Source organism: Pseudoglutamicibacter albus, assembly GCF_022346425.1.
Taxonomy (GTDB): Bacteria; Actinomycetota; Actinomycetes; order Actinomycetales; family Micrococcaceae; genus Pseudoglutamicibacter; species Pseudoglutamicibacter albus.
Genome location: NZ_JAKRCW010000012.1, coordinates 58700 through 75730, shown reverse-complemented (window position 1 = coordinate 75730; position 17031 = coordinate 58700). Strand labels below are relative to the sequence as shown.

Below are 17031 nucleotides of genomic sequence, written 5' to 3'. Positions count from 1 at the left end.
CCTTGATTGGTGAGCGTGATGCTCAGGTGGCTGAGGCGATGTCTGATTTTCAGATGGATGGTGTGGATGCTGAGTATCAGCATGTTGAGAAGCGGTGGCATAACGCTTCGAATGAGGTGCGGGGGATTATTAGTTTGGTGCGTGAGACGTTGGCTAGTAATGATGAGACGGCTGTGTCTACGCAGTCGCGTGCTCGTAATGCTGTAGCGAATATCGGCTAGCCATAGGCGTGCCCCCTGTGTGGGGGTTGGATGGACTGTTCTTTCAGAAAGTTGTGACACATGTACTTTGATATCCATCACGCGGCCGCTACGCAGACTGTTACAGCAACCAACAGCGCCGCTGATGATCTCCAGGCTGCGTTGCTTGAGCTCTCACAAGCGTTCGCAGCCGCTGGGCACGCTCTGCCGCAATCACCGGTTGTGACAAATGGTTTGGCCGCGGTCTTCATGGGCGCGGTCGAACCCGGTTCTAACACTGTGATCAGCCGAGTTAACATGGCAACGAGCAGCACAAACGCCGCTCTGAGCTCGTATGCCCAAGGGGATCAGCAGATGTCTGCCAACGTGTGCCCAGTCCCAGGCAATATTGATATGCCGGGGGTGAACTGAGTGGGCTTCAACGTCGTAGAGCTTGACGACGGGGGAGCCGCCCGCGCAGCAGGTAGCGGAATCAGTTCAGCTGGTGATTCCATCGTTGCAGCGATGAACAGCGTTCAAAGCAGTTGGAGCCCCATCGGCGGCCAATACTTTGCCCCGGAAGCCGGGCAAGTCATTAACGCGATGACCGCTCCATCAACATTGAGCAGGCAGCTGGATGCAGCGACCATGAGTGTGAAGTCCGCTCTTGACGCGTACGGAGCCGAACTTGATGCCCTCAACAGGGATCGGGACCGGATCCTCGCGAAGATCGCGGTCTACAACGCCATGAACCCTCCACCAGACGACCTCGAAGGGCAGAGAGAAAAAGAGCGCCTCAGGCAAGAGATCGAGGCCGACTGCGCTCGGCTCGCTGAGAACAAAGACCGTGCACAGAACCAATGCCGCGGCGCGTTGCTGGGTATTACTGTGGGCGGTCACACGGCGAGCAGCGTTGCAGGTATCGACCTTGCTAAAGCCGATGAGGCTGGCGGCAATATGGTCGGTAGCTTCTTCAAGGCGCTGTGGGATCGGGTTGCGCGGAACAACAGCTACGGAGGCGCAGTAGGCCCTCTGATGCAAATTGGTCTTTTGACGATCGATAAATGGAAGTATGCCATCCAATACACCCAGCTATCCAAGCACTGGACCACCGTGAACTTGGACGCCGCCGCGAAAGGCCTGTGGAAGGCGCCTAAGACACTGGACAAATTTGCCGATAGCAGTTGGACCGCAATGATATTAGTCCACAAAGCTACCGGCTGGACGCCAATGGGCGCCTCCTGGAACCCGATGGCGAAGCCAAACGGCTTCAAAGAAAGCGTCAAAGCCTTTGGCGGGCGTACACTGATGCAGCTCAACACTTCCGAGAACCGAATCCCTGTCAATCCTGCATATCAGTCCCACCTCGACACCCTCGGTAAAGTCAGCAAGAACCTTGGACACGTGGGTACAGCCGTTGGCGTAGCCACAACGAGTGTTTCGAGCTGGCAAGCCGACTCGAAAGCCTATCCAGAGATGGGTGGAGTCGAGAAGGGCGCCCGTGCAGCAACGATGGCGGCCACCTCCGCCGCGGGTGGCATCGCTGGAGCCAAAGCCGGTGCAGCTGTAGGTGCCGCAATCGGCTCCTTCGGTGGTCCCGTAGGCACAGCTGCCGGTGCCGTCGTCGGCGGTATCGTCGGCGGTGTTGGTGGCGGTAAGGTCGGTTCCTGGGCCGGAGACAAGGCCAAGGATACTATCGGAGATGGTGCGGCCTTTATATGGGATAAAGTCGCCAACTGACCCACTCGATGCTCAACCGGCATCGTGTGGGAAAGATCCGGGGACAGACCCGGCAGCGCACCCTGTGGGTGCCCAGGTTTATGCCTGGGCACCCACGGCCGTTAACAAGCCTTGCTCACTGAGAACTGACCTATTGACCTATCCGGGGCGTGCGACCATCGACCGCCGAAACTAGAGCACCAGCCTTAGCCGCCAGAACTCGACGAGTTCCGCGGCGGTTAGGTCTATTCCAGCAGGTTCTAGACCTTCGTCTCTGTGACCGTGAAGGTTGCATCACGTCCCAGCTGTCGAGTCTGACCAATGTTCCCTCGCAAGAACGCGCGGTACCGCAGATGCGAATTCCACACAGCGATGACGCGGCCGCCACGCCCCGCAATCTCACGGGCCGCAAACAACAGCTTCTCGCCAACGGCACGCTCTACGACAGCGCCTTGATGAAACGGCGGATTCACCAAGACAAGACGAGGTGAAACCTCAGCATGCGAAGGCTGCTCGCCCAGCGGTGGAATCAAGTGCTCGCCCGCGTCAGCCGTTACAGCCCGTACCTGCTCTGCAACCCCAGAGGCTCGGGCGCTCGCGGCAGTTGCTGCAACAGCTGCAGCCGAATCATCCGTCGCATCAACGCGAGCATCTGGCCAACGCCGAGCCGCCCACACCGCAACCGTGCCGTTACCACAACCAAGATCAACAACCCGCTGGCCCGGCTCCGGATCAATATCGTGCTCAGAGATCATCTCCAGCATGAATGCAGTACCAGGATCCAAACGGTTCTGACCGAAAACCCGCGCATCCCCATGTAACGTGACTCTATTCCCGGCAACCAGCACAGTGCGCGGCTCGGGATACAGAACACGCCTGGCAGCATCAGAATCAACCGGCCCGGCATCGGAACCGAGCGAGCCCGCGCCGGCAGAAACCTTCAGAACGCGGGACTTCTTGCGTCCACGCTGCGGCTGAACCGGACCTAACCAACGCTCGAGAGGCTTATTCATCGCCGGTGTCATGTGCTTGTCCCGGCCGCCAGCCCACACCGTTGCGCTATCGGCTACAAGCCCGCGCAAGGCAACAGCCCAATACTCAACCTCAGCAACAGAACGAGGCAATTGCCACAACACTAAACCGAACCCGCCACCGGCAGACCGGGGAACTTCGTCAAGGGATGAAAACGTAGAAAATCCAGCCAGGCCGAGCTCATCAGCGTTAGCTTTCAACGCGGTCAGCAGCGCGACCGAATCCTGAACCGTGACAACCCCACGCACCCCGGCCTCGATAAGGCCCAGGGTCAGAGCGCCATAGCGATCGCCCAGGACCAAGATGCGGTCCCCAGTCAGACCTTCGGCCTCTACCTGGGCCAGGGCGTGTTCCAAGAGAAGCTGATCGGTCGCATCCCACGCACGTAATTCGGGGGACTCGATGTCCGGCCACCGTCGCAACGAACCCCAACTCACAGGAACCTGTGCCGCATCACTACCCGTCATTGGGACCACACCGCCCGCCCTTCAACGATCTTGGCCTCGCCGGCGAAGGCTGTCTGCAACGCGGCCCGTGCAGCGCCGATGCCCTCCTCGGAATCCGTGACAGCGATTGTCATGCAACATCCGGTGGCCGAATATGTCGTGTCCAACAAGGTGTACCCGAGGCCGCGTATCACATGTTCGGCGCGTCCGGCCTGCGCCATATTTACAGACACCACAAGCTCACGTTTCCGGTGCCACGTCTCAAAGCGGGCGCCATCCAGAGCCTGCGAAACCGACTCCGAATACGCACGGACCAAACCGGCAGCACCCAACAAGATCCCGCCAAACCACCGCGTGACCACCGCTACGATGTCCGTGAGGTCGCGGCGCTCATCGGAGGTTTCACGCTGAGCCAGGGCAGTTAGCATCGGGATACCGGCAGTACCGGCCGGCTCGCCGTCATCCGAGGAACGTTGCGTGTCCTGATCGGGGCCCAGAATGAACGCAGAACAGTGGTGCCGTGCATCATGAAACGAGCGGCGTTGCTCCTCGATCACAGCGCGGGCGTCATCTTCACTGCGGACAGGCGCCAAGACGGTGCGGAACACCGAACGCTGAATCTCGATCTCGTGCACATGCTCAACTGCAAGGCGCGTAAAACGCGTAGACCGCACATGCGGATCTGCCAGCTCAATCGGGGAAGAAGTCATCGTTTCCAGTCTAGATGGCCACTACAGTGGAAGAAGGACCCAGCTACCTAGGAGGCAACGTGACCCAGCAGCCTGAGAATAACCCGCGCATCGGGCTGACAGGCGGGATCGCAGCAGGTAAATCTACGGTTGCGCGGCGGCTCGCTGAGGAACACGGAGCGCTTATTATCGACGCGGACGCTATTGTGCGCAAGCTGCAAGAGCCAGGGGAGCGGGGACTAGAAGCGATCGTCGCGGAATTCGGTGAGGACATGCTCACCGCTTCCGGTGCACTCGACCGGGCACGGCTCGGTGCCGTGGTTTTCAACGACGAGCAGGCTCGTGAACGGCTCAACGCGATCATCCATCCGATGGTGCGTGAAGAAGCGCAACGGCTAGCTGACTCTGCTGCGCCAGGACAGTTGATTGTCGAGGACATTCCTTTGCTCGTTGAAAGCGGCCAGGCGGGCCGGTTCGATCACGTGATGGTGGTCGAGGCTCCGCTTACGGAACGGGTGCGTCGGATGGTCGAAGACCGCGGGATGAGCGAAGACGACGCCCACGCCCGGATCAACGCGCAGGCAACGGATGAACAGCGGCGTGAAGTAGCCACGCATCTGCTGGTGAATCACGGCTCAGTCGATGACCTGCATAAAGCCGTCGATGCGGCGGTCGCCTCGATCCTCGCGGTACCGCGTGACGCTGAACACAGCGGGGGCACCGATTAGGCTTAACACATGTCGTTGGCGCAGAAAATTGATCGTGTAGTCCACCCGTTCGAGGTGGTGTCCGAGTTCGAGCCTGCAGGGGATCAGCCGCAAGCGATCGCGGAACTCAAGCAGCGCATCGAAGGCGGGGAGAAAGACGTCGTCCTGCTCGGTGCTACCGGTACCGGTAAGTCCGCAACCGCCGCATGGCTCATCGAAGCGGTGCAACGACCAACGCTCGTCCTGGTTCAGAACAAGACGCTCGCCGCGCAGCTCGCAAACGAGCTACGGCACCTGCTACCGAATAATGCGGTCGAATACTTCGTCTCCTACTACGACTACTACCAGCCGGAAGCCTACGTCCCCCAAACCGACACCTTCATCGAGAAAGACTCCTCGATCAACGAAGAAGTCGAGCGGCTGCGCCACTCCGCGACCAACGCGCTGCTGACCCGCCGCGACTGCGTGGTGGTATCCACCGTGTCCTGCATCTATGGCCTAGGTACCCCAGAGGAATACATCAAACAGATGGTCACCCTGAAGGTGGGCCAAGAACTGGACCGCGACCAGATGCTACGCCAGTTCGTGCAGATGCAGTACACCCGCAATGACGTGGACTTCCACCGCGGAACGTTCCGCGTGCGTGGTGACACGGTCGAGATCATCCCGATGTATGAAGAGCTCGCCGTACGCGTCGAATTCTTTGGAGATGAGATCGAATCGATCCAGACCCTCAACCCCATCACCGGCGACGTGGTGCGCGAAGAAAACGAAATGTACATCTTCCCGGCCTCCCACTATGTAGCCGGCGATGACCGCATGCACCAAGCGATCGGGACCATCGAAGACGAACTACGCGAACGCCTCCAAGAGCTAGAGAGCCAAAACAAGCTTGTTGAAGCCCAACGCCTACGGATGCGCACCACCTATGACCTGGAAATGATGCAGCAGATGGGCTTCTGCAACGGCATCGAGAATTATTCACGCCACATCGACGGCCGTGACGCCGGTTCCGCACCGCACTGTCTACTGGATTACTTCCCGGACGACTTCCTGCTCATCATCGACGAGTCCCACGTGACTGTTCCGCAGATCGGCGGAATGTACGAAGGCGACATGTCCCGCAAACGGACCCTCGTTGAGCACGGCTTCCGCCTACCTTCCGCAATGGACAACCGGCCCCTCAAATGGGATGAGTTCCTCGAACGCATCGGCCAGACAGTCTACTTGTCTGCAACACCCGGCAAGTACGAGCTGTCCCAAGCCGACGGTTACGTCGAGCAGATCATTCGCCCAACAGGCTTGGTGGATCCGAAGATCACGGTCAAACCAACCAAGGGGCAGATCGATGACCTGCTCGGGGAGATCAACGAACGCGTCGCGCGCAGCGAACGCGTGCTCGTGACCACCCTGACCAAGCGCATGGCCGAAGACCTCACCGACTACCTCGCAGAAAACGGGGTCAAAGTCGAATACCTCCACTCCGACGTCGATACACTACGCCGCGTCGAGCTGCTCACCGAACTACGCATGGGTACCTTCGATGTACTCGTCGGCATCAACCTGCTCCGTGAGGGCCTCGACCTGCCCGAGGTATCGCTCGTCGCGATCCTGGACGCAGACAAGGAAGGCTTCCTACGCTCAACGACCTCCCTCATCCAGACCATCGGCCGCGCCGCACGTAACGTCAACGGCGAAGTACACATGTACGCCGACACCATGACGGACTCGATGAAACAAGCAATCGAAGAGACCGAACGCCGCCGCGAAATCCAGATAGCGCACAACGAGAAACACGGGATCACCCCGGCACCTCTCAAGAAGAAGATCGCGGACATCACCGAGCAACTCGCTCGCGAAGACGCCGACACCAACGAACTACTCAGCAACTTCGACTACGGCGCCGGCCACCGCGGCTACAACGCCCTACAAGACGACAAGAAGACCGATGCGCGCGGCACCATCGCCGCACCGAGCGAAGACCTCGCAACGCTCATCGCGCAGCTCTCCGAACAGATGCACGCGGCAGCCGCCGACCTTCAATTCGAACTCGCAGCACGCCTACGCGATGAAGTCGCCGATCTGAAAAAGGAATTGCGCGCCATGAAGTCGGCCGAATAAGCCTCCCGTAAAATTAAACGGAATATAGGATTCACCGGACCACCCGGTGATGTGGGAAGGACCAAGTGGTCAATTTATCTGCTCTGACCGCGCTCGCCGCGAGCGTGCCGACGGCGGGCGCATCAACAGCGAGCGTCACGACACCGATCCCTGTGTGGTTCGAAGTCGGCTCGATGATCGTGCTGGTTGCGATCCTGCTGATCGATCTCATCGTGATCGGGCGCCGCCCGCACGTGCCGTCGATGAAGGAAGCCGGCATCTGGGTTGGCATCTATGTGGCGCTCGCCCTCATCTTCTTCGGGTGCATGTGGGCGTTCGCGGGGCAGACTGACGCGCTTCAGTTCCTTGCGGGCTGGATCACCGAATATTCGCTCAGCGTCGACAACTTGTTTGTGTTCATCGTCATCATGACGAGCTTCGCGGTTCCGCGTGAACTGCAGCAGAAGGCTCTCATGATCGGCATCGTGATCGCGTTGATCGCGCGCGGCCTGTTCATTCTTGCCGGCGCTGTGCTGCTCGACCGTTTCGTGTGGGTCTTCTACATCTTCGGCGTGTTCCTGTTGTGGACTGCGATCAAGCAGGTCATGGACCATTCGGACGACGAAGAGGACCAGCCTGGCCTGGTCAAGCGTTTGACCTCCAAGCTCAACGTTTCCGATCACTATGACGGTTCCAAGCTGCGCACCACCGTCAACGGTAAGCGGATGTGGACGCCGATGGCGGCGGTCATCCTCGCGCTGGGTATCACTGACGTGATGTTCGCGCTGGACTCGATCCCGGCGATCTATGGCATCACCCAATCGCCGTTCATTGTATTCACGGCGAATGTGTTCGCGCTCATGGGTTTACGCCAGCTGTACTTCTTGCTCGGCGGCTTGCTGGACCGTGTGATCTACCTGACGCACGGAATTGCAGCGATTCTCGCGTTCATTGGTATCAAGCTGATCCTGCACGCACTGCACAAGAACGAGCTTCCGTTCATCAACGGCGGTAAGCCTGTTCCAGTTCCGGAGATCAGCACGGAGTTCTCGCTGATTTTCATTGTTCTGGCGTTGCTGATCGCGGTTGTGTGGTCGTTCGTTTCGCCGAAGGGCCGCGAAGTCGCTCACTGGGCCGCTGCTCGCGCCGCCGCACAGAAGCGCATCGAGGCTCGCAGGAAGGCCGCCGCGGAAGCCGCGAAATCCTCTGATTCTTCCGCCCAAACCGACATGAAGAAGCTCGGCAAAGGTAAGCCGAACGCACAGTAGCCACCGCCCGCTTAGACAGAGGCTACAAAGCCATGTATAGCGATGGGGTGGTCATTCCAACTGGAATGACCACCCCATCGCTGTCAGCGCTTCGGAAGCGGCTACAGCTACTGGAGGCTAGGCCTGTGCGGCCGCCTTCGCTGCTGTTGGCAGGGCCTCCAAGATGCGGTCCACAACTGCATCGTCGTGCTGTGCGGATACGAACCACGCCTCGTAAGCCGACGGTGGCAAGTAGATTCCGGAATCCAGCATCGAGTGGAAGAACCGGCCGAATGCCTCGACGTCCTGTTGCTTGGCTTGCTCGTGGTTGGTGACCTCTCCGTCACGGAAGAACACCGAGAACAACGTTCCTGCGGTGTTGATCGCGTGAGGAACACCGGCTGCTGTCAGCGCCTCGTCCACACCCTTCTGGATAGCTTCCGATGCGCGTGCAACAGCCGCGTGGGTATCGTCATTCAGTGCACGCAACGTGGCCAGGCCCGCTGCGGTGGCGAGCGGGTTACCCGAGAGCGTACCGGCTTGATAGACCGGGCCGTTCGGAGCCAAGCGATCCATGATCTCCTTGCGGCCACCGAACGCGCCGACCGGCATACCGCCGCCAATGACCTTTCCGAACGTCATGAGATCAGGTGCCCAGCCTTTGCCGTCCACGCCGTAATAGCCGGTTGCGGACGCGCGGAAGCCGGTCAAAACCTCGTCCGAAATCAGCAGTGCGCCAGCGGCGTGGGCGGTTTCTGCAAGGAAACGGTTGAAGCCGATGCCGTCTTCAGTGCCCGGGGTCAAGACACCCGTGTTGCACGGGGCGGCTTCCGTGATGATCGCGGCGATCTCGGAACCGCGGGCGGCGAAGAGCTCGCGTACGGCCTCACGGTCGTTGTACGGGAGCACCACGGTGTCTTTCGCGGTGCCCTCAGTAACGCCAGCAGAACCTGGAAGCGCGAACGTCGCAAGCCCCGAACCGGCCTCAGCCAGCAGAGAATCCACGTGGCCGTGATAGCAGCCAGCGAACTTCACGATCACATCGCGGCCAGTAAAGCCGCGAGCCAGGCGGATTGCCGACATCGTGGCCTCGGTGCCCGAGTTCACCATGCGCATCTGCTCAACAGGAGCGATCATCGAGGTCACCAGTTCAGCGATCTCAACTTCGCCTTCGTGCGAGGCGCCGAAAGACAGTGAATGATCGGCGGCCGACTTCACAGCATCGATCACGTCAGGGTGGGCGTGGCCCAGAATCATGGGACCCCACGAGCCCACCAGGTCCACGTACTCGTTGCCGTCCGCATCGGTCACGTGCGCGCCCTGACCCGCAACCAGGTACGGGGGAGTGCCGCCAACGGAACCGAACGCGCGCACCGGCGAGTTCACACCACCCGGAATAACCTTCTGGGCGCGCTCGAAAACTTCAGCGCTGTGGGTCAGATTACGGTGTTGAGTAGTCACAGGAACTCCTTCGGTGCTCGGCCGGAAGCCAAAAGTTCAGCAGCCTCCAGCGCGTAATAGGTCAGCAGGGTGTCAGCACCTGCACGTTTGAACGACAACAAAGATTCCAACATGGTGCGTTCGCGGTCCAGCCAGCCTTGAGCAGCTGCGGCCTCGATCATCGAGTACTCACCTGAAACTTGATAGGCGCCCACCGGGATAGGGGAGGCTTCCGCAACCGAACGCAAAACATCAAGATACGGCAAGCCAGGCTTAACCATGACCATGTCCGCGCCTTCAGCGATGTCCTGCTCGAGCTCCCACAGCGACTCACGCAAATTAGCAGGGTCCTGCTGATACGTGCGGCGATCACCTTCGAGCGAAGAGTTCACGGCCTCACGGAACGGACCGTAGAAAGCCGAAGCGTACTTCGCGGTGTAGGCGAAAATGCTCGTGCCCTGGAACCCCTTATCATCCAGCGCCTCTCGGATCACGCCGATCTGGCCGTCCATCATCCCGGAAGGACCCAGCATGTGCGCGCCAGCTTCGGCCTGCGCAACCGCCATGTCCGCATAGATCGCAAGCGTCGCATCGTTATCAACCGTGGCAGGGGAGCCGCCGTCCGTGGCAAGCACGCCGCAGTGGCCGTGATCGGTGAACTCGTCCAAGCACAGGTCGCTCATGACGACCGTGTCATCGCCGACCTCCTTGCGGACCTCGCCCAACGCGACATTCAGAATTCCGTTCGGGTCCACGCCCGCGCTACCAACCGCGTCCTTGGTCTCCGGAACCCCGAACAGCATGATGCCGCCCAGGCCAGCCTTCACAACCTCGTGCGCTGTACGTTTGAGCGAATCCATCGAATGCTGAACCACACCCGGCATCGAGGTGATCGGGCGCGGCTCGGTGGCGCCTTCGCGTATGAACACCGGCAGAACGAAATCAGCTGGGCGCAGCGTGTTCTCGCGCACGAGAGCACGCACCGCCGCAGTTGAACGTAGACGGCGAGGACGATGATGTGGGAACGCCATGAACAGATGCTCCTTAGATACGTGACATGGTCAAGATTGAATGGCTTATGATCTCGGGTTCGCCTCACGCCGTGGTGTTGCGTTCCCGTCAGGCAAAGGTGCGGTGACCCTACGCAACGCGGTGACGAGGTCGGCGGGGTAGGGGTGCTCTGCTTGCGCTGCGAGACGGTAGCCGTGTTCCTGGATGCGTTGGGCGGTGGGCTTGCCGATCGCAATGAGCTTGGTCGAGTCCGGCGGCTGATGCGCCAACACCAGATCAGCGATATACGGGCTGGTCAGCAACAATGCATGGAAGGCGCCAGCGCGGATGAGGCCTGGAAGTTCGGCAGGAAGTGGCGCTGGAACCGGGGCGTAGGCGTCGAACCGTTCAACATCCCACCCCAAGTGTGTGAGCCCATCTTTGACGGTGGGCCCAGCCTTGGCCGAGACCGGGTACGCGACCGAGCGTGGACCTTCTACATAGTGGGGGAACGATGCAACGAGGGCTTCGCCGGATCCCGCCGCTACGTGGTCAACGCGCACGCCGGCCTCTTCAAGGGCAGCGGCGGTGGCTCGGCCTACCGCGACCACGGAAACGCTGGCATGCGGCGCGAAGTTGCCCTGGGAGCTGAGTGCCTGGACCGTGGTTTTCGAGGTCACAACAAGATGAGCGTAACCCCCGCGGGCGAGCCTTTCGTTGAACGCGCTGATCAACGCTGCATCAGCATAAGAGAAATCAATGAAGGGATGAGCACACGGCTCAAGACCTGCGTCCTCAAGGGCCGCACACAAACGTGCCGCACGGCCAGCAGGCCGCGGAACTAGTACCCTCGGAACACTCACCCCGAGCCCGTCTGACACGCACCTATCCCATCATCGACTAACTCACTACCTGCACACAGCCGAAACAGCATTGCAGGTAGCCAAACATTGTTGTGCCTAGGCGTTCAACACGGTCCCGGCACCGGCATCGAGCAACTGCTGCGCCAAGACCGCGCCAAGCTCGACCGCGTTCTCTGCAGGACCTTCAACATGGTCAACCCACGTCTGTGAACCATCCGTTGCGAACGCGCCCCCACGCAACGTGAGAACACCGCCCTCAACAGTCGCGTAAGCACCCACAGGGGCAGAGCAACCGGCCTCAAGCGTACGCAGAAGCGAACGTTCAGCCAGCACCGCCGCACGGGTATCCGCGTGGTCAGCGGCAGTCAGGGCCTCCCCGTACCACGTACCTTCGGCAGCCTCGGCACGGATCTCAAGCGCCAACGCCCCCTGGGCCGGAGCCGGCAAGAACTGCTTGGGGTCGAAACGCTCGCTAATGTGTCCCTCAAGCCCCAAACGGTTCAGGCCGGCGGTCGCCAAAACCACGCCATCCAGCTCACCGTCGGTCACCTTAGCCAAGCGGGTATCAACATTGCCGCGGATCGGCACAACCTGAAGGTCGGGGCGGATCGCACGCAACTGTGCCGCACGACGCGGGGAACCCGTCCCCACCGACGCGCCAGCCGGAAGGTCCGCCAGTCTCATCCCGTCGCGGCTACACAACGCATCCGTGACGTCCTCGCGGTGCGGGATGCACGCCAACGCGATGCCATGCTCCGGAGCCGTTGGAAGGTCCTTGAGCGAGTGGACCACCGCATCGACCTCCTTGTTCAGCAACGCCTCACGCACAGCGTTCACGAACACGCCCGTACCCCCGATCTGCGAGAGATGACGGCGGTCCGTATCGCCTTTGGTCGTGACATGGACGAGCTCGAAACGGTCCTTGCCTACCGTCAGCTCAGCCGCCCAAGCAGCTTGCGTCAGAGCGAGCTTGGAAGCTCGCGTTCCGATGCGCATCACTTCACCCAAAAATCATTCACCAGCCTGTTGACGCTCTTTATCACGCTGAGCCTTACGTTCAGCGATCATGACTGCAAGTTCGCTCGGCTCACCAGCATGGGCAACATCAGAATCCGAATCGACCGCGGAAGTCGTCGGCTTGATGGCACGCTGATTCGGGCAGCAACCGGCGCCACACACATCGAATGTTGGGCCGAAGCTAGTCACGCACTTGCGTGGGAACGTTGGATCCAGGCGCTCCTGAACCAGGTCAGCCAACGCTGCGATGAACTCAGGGGACTCACCCGCGGTAGGGATGCGCACGAACGCAAGCCCCGCCTCATCGGCCGACTCCTTCGCCTCAGTGTCGAGGTCCCACACCACTTCCATGTGGTCGGTCACGAAGCCGATCGGAACCACCATCACGGCCGTGCGTTTACCGGGAAGCTCGGCGATGACATCGTTGACATCCGGTTCAAGCCATGGAATGAACTCCGGGCCCGAACGCGACTGGTACACCAGCTGCCACTCGATGTCTCCCACGGACTCCATGACGTACTCAGCGGCCGCGATGTGCTGCTTTTCGTACCAGCCGCCTGAGCCTTCTTCCCAGGTTGCGCGAGGGCCGGAAGTCTCAGCCATCGTGTTAGGGATCGAGTGGGTCGTGAACAGGATCTCTATCTGTTCGTCCTTGTGGCCTTCAGCCCGGAACTTCTCGAGAGCCTCACGGATGTGCGCGGCAACCGGATCGAGGAAACCCGGGTGGTTGAAGAACACGCGCGCCTTACGGATATCCAGCTCCCCGGCGAGCCCCGTCTCATCCAGCGCCATACCGAAGTCCTCACGGTACTGACGGCACGAGGAATAGGAGGAATAAGCCGAGGTCACAATGCCAAGCGCCGCACGGTGCCCGTCAGCGTGGATCTGCTTGACGGTCTCAGCCATATACGGTTCCCAGTTGCGGTTGCCCCAGTAGATCGGCAAGTCGATGCCGCGGCGACCCAGCTCTTCCTTCAGCGCTGCGATCATCGCCTTATTCTGGTCGTTGATAGGGGACTTACCACCCATCGAACGGTAGTGAACCGCGACCTCTTCGAGGCGCTCATCCGGGATGCCGCGGCCGTGCACAACGTTCTTCAGGAACGGGATAACGTCGTCTTGGCCTTCAGGGCCGCCGAAAGACGCAAAGAGGATCGCATCGATCTTTTCGGCCTCCTCGATGTTGCACGGCATCGAGGTATCAGAAAAATCAACCGTGGTCACAGCAGTACGCCCGCCATTTCGTTGAGGTCATCGAACATGCGGCCGGTGTGGAACGGCAACTCATCACGAACGTGCAAGCGGGCATCGCTGTAACGCAGGGTACGCATCATGTCCACAAGCTCCGTCAGCTCATCAGCCTCGAAGGAGAGCAGCCACTCGTAGTCACCCAACGCGAACGCAGCAACGGTGTTGGCGTTGACGTTCGGATATTGGCGGCCGAGCATCCCGTGCTCACGCAGCATGCGGGAACGCTCTTCCTCTTCGAGGATGTACCACTCGTAGGAGCGGGTGAACGGGTAAACAGTGATCCACTTGCGTGGCTTGACGTCTGGATCCATGAACGCCGGCATGTGGGCGCGAGCGAATTCAGCGATCTGGTGGACACCCATCGCCTGCCACACACGGTCGAGGCCAGCAGCGGCTTCCGAATTCTCGAACTCGCGGATAGCCTTCTGAAGCTGCTCCGGATCATCGCCGGTCAGCCACACCATGACGTCATCCTCGGCGCGGAAACCAGAGACGTCGTAGAAGCCACGCACTTCCACACCGCGGGCCTCGATGGACTTGATGGTGGCCTCGATGTCTGCGACGACGCGTTCAACGTCTAAGTTTGCGTCGCTCAGGCCAACGAGCTTCTGATAAACGTTATAAGAACAGTACTTCACCTGCGTTGTTGCAATGTCAGCTTTGCTCATAGTTATCTCTCCATCACAGACGGGCCTTGCCGGCCGCGGATTGGTGTTTGTTTAAGCCTATCGTTCGGTGGTACCGGAAGGTGCTGGGGGCACGTGGGTTGTTCGCGCGAAGCGAGCGATCGCGTCCAAACCCGTTCCCGCCCGCCAAGATCCGGTGAGTTCAAGCGTTGGGTCCTCACTGAGCGCGATGCTGAGCGCGGCAAGCGATTCCGCGTGGCCCGGCAGACGCCTGCGCTGGGTTACGGGCCAGTCTTGGATGAGCCAGTCGCGGACCTCGATGTCTTCGGCGCGCACACCGGTCATCGTGGCCAAATCCTTGACCGCTTGTTCCGGGAACAGTGCAGGGTCAGGGAGTTCACCATCAACAGGTGAATAGCTCAGCCGCACGAACACACGCCCGGGAACCTTGGATGCAACGCGTTCGATGTGTTCCCACTTGGCCGAAAGGTGCGTCATCGCTTTGGCGCGCACACCGCGGGTGTCCGGCGGAACGAGCACTCCGTTGCCGCGCGGATTAAGCGCCAGCTTCTGGCTCACCACGCTCAACGCGACAAGCCGCACAGGGGAAGCAGGAGCTTCAGGGATGTGCCGGGCGATGTTAGGCGCAGGTTCAGCAAGGAGTTCTCGGGCGGTGTCAGGGTCGGTTGCAAGCGCTACACTCGCGGCCTCGTATCGGCGGCCATCATCTGCTTCTACCGTCCAGCCGCCGCTATGGTTGCGGCGCAACGAGGTCACGCGAACGCTGGTCTCAAGCGTCCCGCCGCGCTGAGTGAGGACATTCACGAGCCCGTCGATGAGTGCGGACATCGTCGGCACGGTCGCAGCAACTGCAGCCCCGGCCGTCTTTGCTGAATGGCTCGCGGACCTCCGCTTGTCCAGGATCGCACGCGCTCCGCGCCTGAGGCTTCCGTACTGTTTGACGTTATCGATCAGTCCAGGCACGAGCGCTTCGAGCTCGAGCGTGCGTGGATCCGCTGAATGCACGCCCGTGATCAGCGGAACCAATAGGCGGTCCGCCACGCGTTGACCCATACGTTTGGAAACGTAATCGTAGGTTGAGATGCCTGGCTTGGCGCCAAAGCTACCGGGTAATAGCGCATCCGCCCACGCGCGGATGGCACCCCACCGGCCCACGGCACGCTTGACGTCCTTGTTGAGTGGCTCGGTGGGGATACCCCATAGCGACGTGCCCGGGATCGGGAACGGACCGTGGTTCGAATGGATCCAAGAAGCATTCCCTTGTGGGCTAACAACCTGGTCACTCAGGCCGAGCGTTTCGATCCACTCCGACATCGCCCCGGTACCGATCGCATAGGATTCTGCGCCACCGTTGAGGCGCACCCCATCAAGCACGATGTCAGAGACAGCTCCGCCGGCATGATCGGCGGCCTCCAGGACGGTGGCGGTACGCCCAGCGTGGGCTGCCGCCAACGCGTGCAACAGCCCGGAGGGGCCACCCCCGATGACGAGATAGTCAGAGTTCATGGGCGGTGTCAGAGCTCATGGATGTATGAGACCAGGTCAGTCAAAACCTGTGCATCCGTTGTCGGTGGGACACCGTGCCCGAGGTTCACAACGTGGCCTGGGGCCTTGCGTCCTTCCTCCACCACACGGCGAGCCTCAGCGAAACGGACCTCTTCAGTGGAGAACAGAACCGCAGGGTCGATGTTGCCCTGGACAGCGGTGGTTGGGTTTAGCTGGGCGAGCGCGGCAGGGATTGGGGTGCGGTGATCCAGGCCCACCGCGGTCGCATCGACTTCTTCGATGGCTTTGAGCATGTGGCCGGAACCCAGTGCGAAATGCGTGCGAGGGGTTCCGAGGTCGGCGACGTTCTGCATCGCGATCTTGCTGAACGGCTGTGCGTGTTCGCGGTACGTCGCTTCCGAAAGCGAGCCGGCCCACGAATCAAACAGCTGCACCGAGGAAGCGCCGGCCTCAACCTGGGCGCGCATGAAAAGGCCCGAGGCGTGAGCGACCCACTCAGCGAGCTTGGCCCACAAGCGCGGCTCGGCGGTCATGAGCGCACGAGTCTTGAGATGATCGCGTGAGGGACGGCCCTCGATCATGTATGAAGCAACCGTGAAGGGGGCGCCCGCGAAACCGATGAGCGGGGTCGAACCGAGCTCATCAACCGTGAGCCTTACCGCTTCGCGGATACATTCCAGACCCTCTTGATACACATCATCGAGTGCCGGCAACGCATCGATGTCAGCCTCTGAGGCGATAGGGGAGTCAAGGACCGGGCCAACACCTGGCTCGATCTCCACACCGATCCCAGCGATTTTGAGCGGGGTCATGATATCGGAGAAGAAAATACCCGCATCAACGTTGTGGCGCCGCACCGGCTGGCATGTGATCTCGGCCACCATATCTGGGATCAAGCAGGACTCGAGCATGTCCGTGCCTGCGCGCACCTTCTTATATTCAGGAAGTGAACGCCCAGCCTGACGCATGAACCAGACACTCGGGGCGGCATCCGTGCTTTCGCCGCGCAAACGCTTGATAAGTGGGGCATCCGCGGTCCCGCCCTCAGCGGTGCTGCGATGCAAAGGATGAGATGAAGGCAAAGTCACAGTTGTCATTGTGTCCCCATTATCTCATTGCAAACCTGGGAGGATTCTGAACGACACCTGGCGTTCACATCCTGGTCGCTTTGGTGTCATCGTGGGCGGTGCGGACTAGA

The 17031-nt window shown here is 60.6% G+C and carries 16 protein-coding genes; 6 read left to right on the top strand and 10 right to left on the bottom strand.

Features of this window, described 5'->3' with window-relative positions; all coding sequences use genetic code 11:
* From MHJ63_RS08040 to MHJ63_RS08030, 3 genes are all read left to right on the top strand, one after another.
* The coding region (locus MHJ63_RS08040) for a pore-forming ESAT-6 family protein (RefSeq protein ID WP_239446957.1) at positions 1-221 on the top strand (221 nt) is incomplete at its 5' end.
* 60 nt (positions 222-281) lie between these two features.
* The gene (locus MHJ63_RS08035) at positions 282-611 is read left to right on the top strand and encodes a hypothetical protein (protein ID WP_035755606.1); all 330 of its coding nucleotides are present in this window, start codon (positions 282-284) and stop codon (positions 609-611) included.
* Entirely contained in the window at positions 612-1919 is a 1308-nt protein-coding gene (locus MHJ63_RS08030) for a hypothetical protein (RefSeq protein ID WP_035755608.1), read from the top strand.
* A 239-nt stretch (positions 1920-2158) separates the two neighbouring features.
* Here the strand turns inward: MHJ63_RS08030 and MHJ63_RS08025 are convergent, their stop codons facing one another.
* Entirely contained in the window at positions 2159-3397 is a 1239-nt protein-coding gene (locus MHJ63_RS08025) for a class I SAM-dependent methyltransferase (protein ID WP_239446967.1), read from the bottom strand.
* Positions 3394-4086, bottom strand: coding sequence for an IMPACT family protein (locus tag MHJ63_RS08020; RefSeq protein WP_239446956.1), 693 nt, complete (start codon positions 4084-4086; stop codon positions 3394-3396). The genes MHJ63_RS08025 and MHJ63_RS08020 overlap by 4 nt, the downstream gene beginning before the upstream one ends.
* Before the next feature lie 59 nt (positions 4087-4145).
* Here MHJ63_RS08020 and coaE point away from each other — a divergent pair, with 59 nt between their 5' ends.
* The 3 genes from coaE to MHJ63_RS08005 all read left to right on the top strand — a co-directional run bounded on the left by coaE (position 4146) and on the right by MHJ63_RS08005 (position 8140).
* Positions 4146-4793 carry a dephospho-CoA kinase gene (gene coaE, locus MHJ63_RS08015; RefSeq protein WP_239446954.1) on the top strand — a complete coding sequence of 216 codons (648 nt, stop codon included), beginning with the start codon at positions 4146-4148 and terminating at the stop codon, positions 4791-4793.
* 9 nt (positions 4794-4802) lie between these two features.
* Positions 4803-6893: an excinuclease ABC subunit UvrB gene (gene uvrB / locus MHJ63_RS08010; RefSeq protein ID WP_239446943.1), complete on the top strand. Its 2091-nt coding sequence runs from the start codon at positions 4803-4805 to the stop codon at positions 6891-6893.
* Positions 6894-7066: 173 nt separating this feature from the next.
* A complete protein-coding gene (locus tag MHJ63_RS08005) occupies positions 7067-8140 on the top strand; it encodes a TerC family protein (protein ID WP_239446965.1) in 1074 nt (357 codons plus the stop codon).
* Between the two features lie 117 nt (positions 8141-8257).
* Here the strand turns inward: MHJ63_RS08005 and hemL are convergent, their stop codons facing one another.
* The 8 genes from hemL to hemE form a co-directional block, all read right to left on the bottom strand.
* Positions 8258-9559, bottom strand: coding sequence for a glutamate-1-semialdehyde 2,1-aminomutase (hemL, locus tag MHJ63_RS08000; RefSeq protein ID WP_239446963.1), 1302 nt, complete (start codon positions 9557-9559; stop codon positions 8258-8260).
* A gap of 17 nt (positions 9560-9576) precedes the next feature.
* A complete protein-coding gene (gene hemB / locus MHJ63_RS07995) occupies positions 9577-10590 on the bottom strand; it encodes a porphobilinogen synthase (protein ID WP_239446941.1) in 1014 nt (337 codons plus the stop codon).
* A gap of 45 nt (positions 10591-10635) precedes the next feature.
* The gene (locus tag MHJ63_RS07990; RefSeq protein WP_239446939.1) at positions 10636-11412 is read right to left on the bottom strand and encodes a uroporphyrinogen-III synthase; all 777 of its coding nucleotides are present in this window, start codon (positions 11410-11412) and stop codon (positions 10636-10638) included.
* Between the two features lie 96 nt (positions 11413-11508).
* The gene (gene hemC / locus MHJ63_RS07985; protein WP_239446937.1) at positions 11509-12408 is read right to left on the bottom strand and encodes a hydroxymethylbilane synthase; all 900 of its coding nucleotides are present in this window, start codon (positions 12406-12408) and stop codon (positions 11509-11511) included.
* Positions 12409-12423: 15 nt separating this feature from the next.
* Positions 12424-13623, bottom strand: coding sequence for a ferrochelatase (locus MHJ63_RS07980; RefSeq protein WP_239446961.1), 1200 nt, complete (start codon positions 13621-13623; stop codon positions 12424-12426).
* A gap of 26 nt (positions 13624-13649) precedes the next feature.
* Positions 13650-14348 carry a hydrogen peroxide-dependent heme synthase gene (gene hemQ / locus MHJ63_RS07975; RefSeq protein WP_070490646.1) on the bottom strand — a complete coding sequence of 233 codons (699 nt, stop codon included), beginning with the start codon at positions 14346-14348 and terminating at the stop codon, positions 13650-13652.
* 57 nt (positions 14349-14405) lie between these two features.
* Positions 14406-15833, bottom strand: coding sequence for a protoporphyrinogen/coproporphyrinogen oxidase (locus tag MHJ63_RS07970; protein ID WP_239446933.1), 1428 nt, complete (start codon positions 15831-15833; stop codon positions 14406-14408).
* Between the two features lie 8 nt (positions 15834-15841).
* Positions 15842-16930 (bottom strand): uroporphyrinogen decarboxylase, encoded by a 1089-nt coding sequence (hemE, locus tag MHJ63_RS07965; protein WP_239446925.1) that lies wholly within the window; start codon positions 16928-16930, stop codon positions 15842-15844.
* Positions 16931-17031: the final 101 nt, after the last annotated feature.

Excerpts from the sequence above, each read along its gene's own strand:
- MHJ63_RS08035 (WP_035755606.1), top strand. The coding sequence starts at position 282 with ATGTACTTTGATATCCATCACGCGGCCGCTACGCAGACTGTTACAGCA.
- MHJ63_RS08025 (WP_239446967.1), bottom strand. The coding sequence starts at position 3,397 with ATGACGGGTAGTGATGCGGCACAGGTTCCTGTGAGTTGGGGTTCGTTG.
- MHJ63_RS08020 (WP_239446956.1), bottom strand. The coding sequence starts at position 4,086 with ATGACTTCTTCCCCGATTGAGCTGGCAGATCCGCATGTGCGGTCTACG.
- uvrB (WP_239446943.1), top strand. The coding sequence starts at position 4,803 with ATGTCGTTGGCGCAGAAAATTGATCGTGTAGTCCACCCGTTCGAGGTG.
- MHJ63_RS08005 (WP_239446965.1), top strand. The coding sequence starts at position 7,067 with ATGATCGTGCTGGTTGCGATCCTGCTGATCGATCTCATCGTGATCGGG.
- hemB (WP_239446941.1), bottom strand. The coding sequence starts at position 10,590 with ATGGCGTTCCCACATCATCGTCCTCGCCGTCTACGTTCAACTGCGGCG.
- hemC (WP_239446937.1), bottom strand. The coding sequence starts at position 12,408 with ATGCGCATCGGAACGCGAGCTTCCAAGCTCGCTCTGACGCAAGCTGCT.
- MHJ63_RS07980 (WP_239446961.1), bottom strand. The coding sequence starts at position 13,623 with ATGCCGTGCAACATCGAGGAGGCCGAAAAGATCGATGCGATCCTCTTT.
- hemQ (WP_070490646.1), bottom strand. The coding sequence starts at position 14,348 with ATGAGCAAAGCTGACATTGCAACAACGCAGGTGAAGTACTGTTCTTAT.
- MHJ63_RS07970 (WP_239446933.1), bottom strand. The coding sequence starts at position 15,833 with ATGAACTCTGACTATCTCGTCATCGGGGGTGGCCCCTCCGGGCTGTTG.
- hemE (WP_239446925.1), bottom strand. The coding sequence starts at position 16,930 with ATGACAACTGTGACTTTGCCTTCATCTCATCCTTTGCATCGCAGCACC.